General features: G+C 75.7%; 2 protein-coding genes. One reads left to right on the top strand and one right to left on the bottom strand.

Annotated elements, in window-relative coordinates; translation table 11 throughout:
- Positions 1-59: 59 nt before the first annotated feature.
- The gene (locus tag VR44_RS36205) at positions 60-734 is read right to left on the bottom strand and encodes a GntR family transcriptional regulator (RefSeq protein ID WP_384757973.1); all 675 of its coding nucleotides are present in this window, start codon (positions 732-734) and stop codon (positions 60-62) included.
- A 147-nt stretch (positions 735-881) separates the two neighbouring features.
- Here VR44_RS36205 and VR44_RS36200 point away from each other — a divergent pair, with 147 nt between their 5' ends.
- Complete coding sequence (locus VR44_RS36200) at positions 882-1,745, top strand: (2Fe-2S)-binding protein (RefSeq protein ID WP_045951905.1); 864 nt, start codon at positions 882-884, stop codon at positions 1,743-1,745.
- Positions 1,746-2,033 lie beyond the last annotated feature (288 nt).

Below are 2,033 nucleotides of genomic sequence, written 5' to 3'. Positions count from 1 at the left end.
CTCGGGGCCGGGGGCGGGGCGGGGAGACGGCTCCGCGCAGCGGGAGCCCGCGGTGGCGGCTACGCGCCCTTGAAGTGTTCGCGGACGAGGGACTCGACGACCGGGAGGTCCCGCGCGGCCAGGGCGTCCAGCAGGGCCACGTGCTCGGCCGCGTCGGCCACCAGGTCCGCCCGCCGCACCCGCGCCGCCCCCGGCAGGGGCCACTGCGCCCGCCGGTGGAGTTCCTCGGCGATCTGCACCAGCTGGCCGTTGTCCGCCAGCGAGAGCACCGCCCGGTGGAAGGCCCGGTCCGCCTCCGCGTACGCCGGCAGGTCCCCCGCGGCGGCCGCCTCGGCCGTGGCGAGGGCCGCCGGGCGCAGGGCCTCCCAGGTGGCGGCGGGCACCGAGCGGGCCAGCCGGAGCATCACCGGGACCTCGATGAGGGCCCGCACCTCGGCCAGCTCGGCCAGGCTCCGCGCGGTGCGGGTCCGCACCCGGAAGCCCCGGTTCGGCAGGCACTCCACCGCCCCCTCCAGCGCCAGCTGCTGCATCGCCTCGCGGACCGGGGTCGCGGAGACCCCGAAGCGCTCGCCGAGCGCCGGGCCCGAGTAGATCTCCCCCGGCACCAGCTCCCCGTCGACCAGTGCCGCGCGCAGCGCGTCGAGGACCTGTCCGCGCACCGAATGGCGCAGCACCTTCTGGGCCGGTATCACCGGCCGCGACGACGGCTCCGGCACGTCCGACGCCTCCGACACCGGGGCATGGGCCGCTTCGTGCACTCGGTCCTCCTCCGGGTCTCGACCGGTTCCGAGGATAGGCGACGGGCTCGGTGCGGACGGATCACCCGAGATCGAATAAGGTAAGGCTAACCTTGCTCGCCTAGCGTGATTCGGTGGTCCGCCATGTCCAGCCCGGCCGTCCCGCTCCCGTCCGCCCCCTCCCCGGCCGGCTCTCCGGTGGCGCGCGCGTACGGGCGCCTGACGGCGGCCTACCCGGGACTGCGGATCCGCGAGCACGGCGCGTCCGAACCCCTCCCCCGCGGTGCGGGATGGGTCGGCGCGCACGAGCTCGCGGCGGGCGGCGAGGCCCTCGACGCCCATCTCGCCTGGGACGCGGCCCAGGTGGTACGGGACTACGGGCGCCCGGCGCGGCCCGACGTCGTGGCCGGCTTCGGGCTGCACCGGTACGCCTGGCCGTTCTGCCTGCTGATCACCGTCCCGTGGTTCCTGGAGCGCCGGGTGCCCCGGCTCCCCGTGGACCGGGTGGCCTTCCACCGGACCGAGGGGCTGATGGCGGTACGCGTCGAGGAGTTCGCCTGCCTGCCGGGCGACCCCGCGGCCGCCCTCCCCGGCGCGCGGACCGTGGCCGGGGAGGCGGAGCTGCGCGAAGAGGTGCGGCAGGCGGTGGCCGGGCACCTCGGGCCGCTGCTGGAGGGTTTCGGTCCCCGGATGCGGCGCGGTTCGCGCGCCCTGTGGGCCACGGCCACCGACGAGGTGGTCGAGGGGCTCTGGTACCTCGGCGGCCTGCTCGGCGAGGAACGGCGGGCGGTGCGCGAGCTGCAGCTGCTCCTTCCGGGCGCGCTCGCCCCCTACCCGGGCGGGGCGCGCTTCCGTACGCTCGCCGGCCCCGGCGGGACGGAGCTGACCACCCGGGACCGGGCCGGCTGCTGCTTCTTCTACACGGTCCGCCCCGACGACACGTGCACGACCTGCCCCCGTACCCGCGACGCCGAAAGGGTCGCCCGGCTCGCGGCCGCCGCCGGATGAACCCACCCCGCCGGATGAAGCGAATTCGAACTCAACACCGCGCGTGCGAGCGGGAGTTCGAGACACAACACCCTATCCGACGGGACACGCCCCCCGTTGGCGGCCACTTGACCCGAAACCCACGTGCACCACGGACCGGCTGCGCCACTATGACGCCCGGAACGCCGCATACGCGAGGCAAGGGACGACCGCATGAGACTGACCGACATATCGCTGGACTGGCTGCTGCCCGGCAGCCTGTTGATCCTGGGCGTGCTTGCGGCAGTGGCGGTGCTGGCCCGGGGGAAG

The sequence above is a fragment of the Streptomyces katrae genome, from assembly GCF_000966975.1.
GTDB classification, from domain to species: Bacteria; Actinomycetota; Actinomycetes; order Streptomycetales; family Streptomycetaceae; genus Streptomyces; species Streptomyces katrae.
This window is presented reverse-complemented; position numbering and strand designations above follow the sequence as displayed.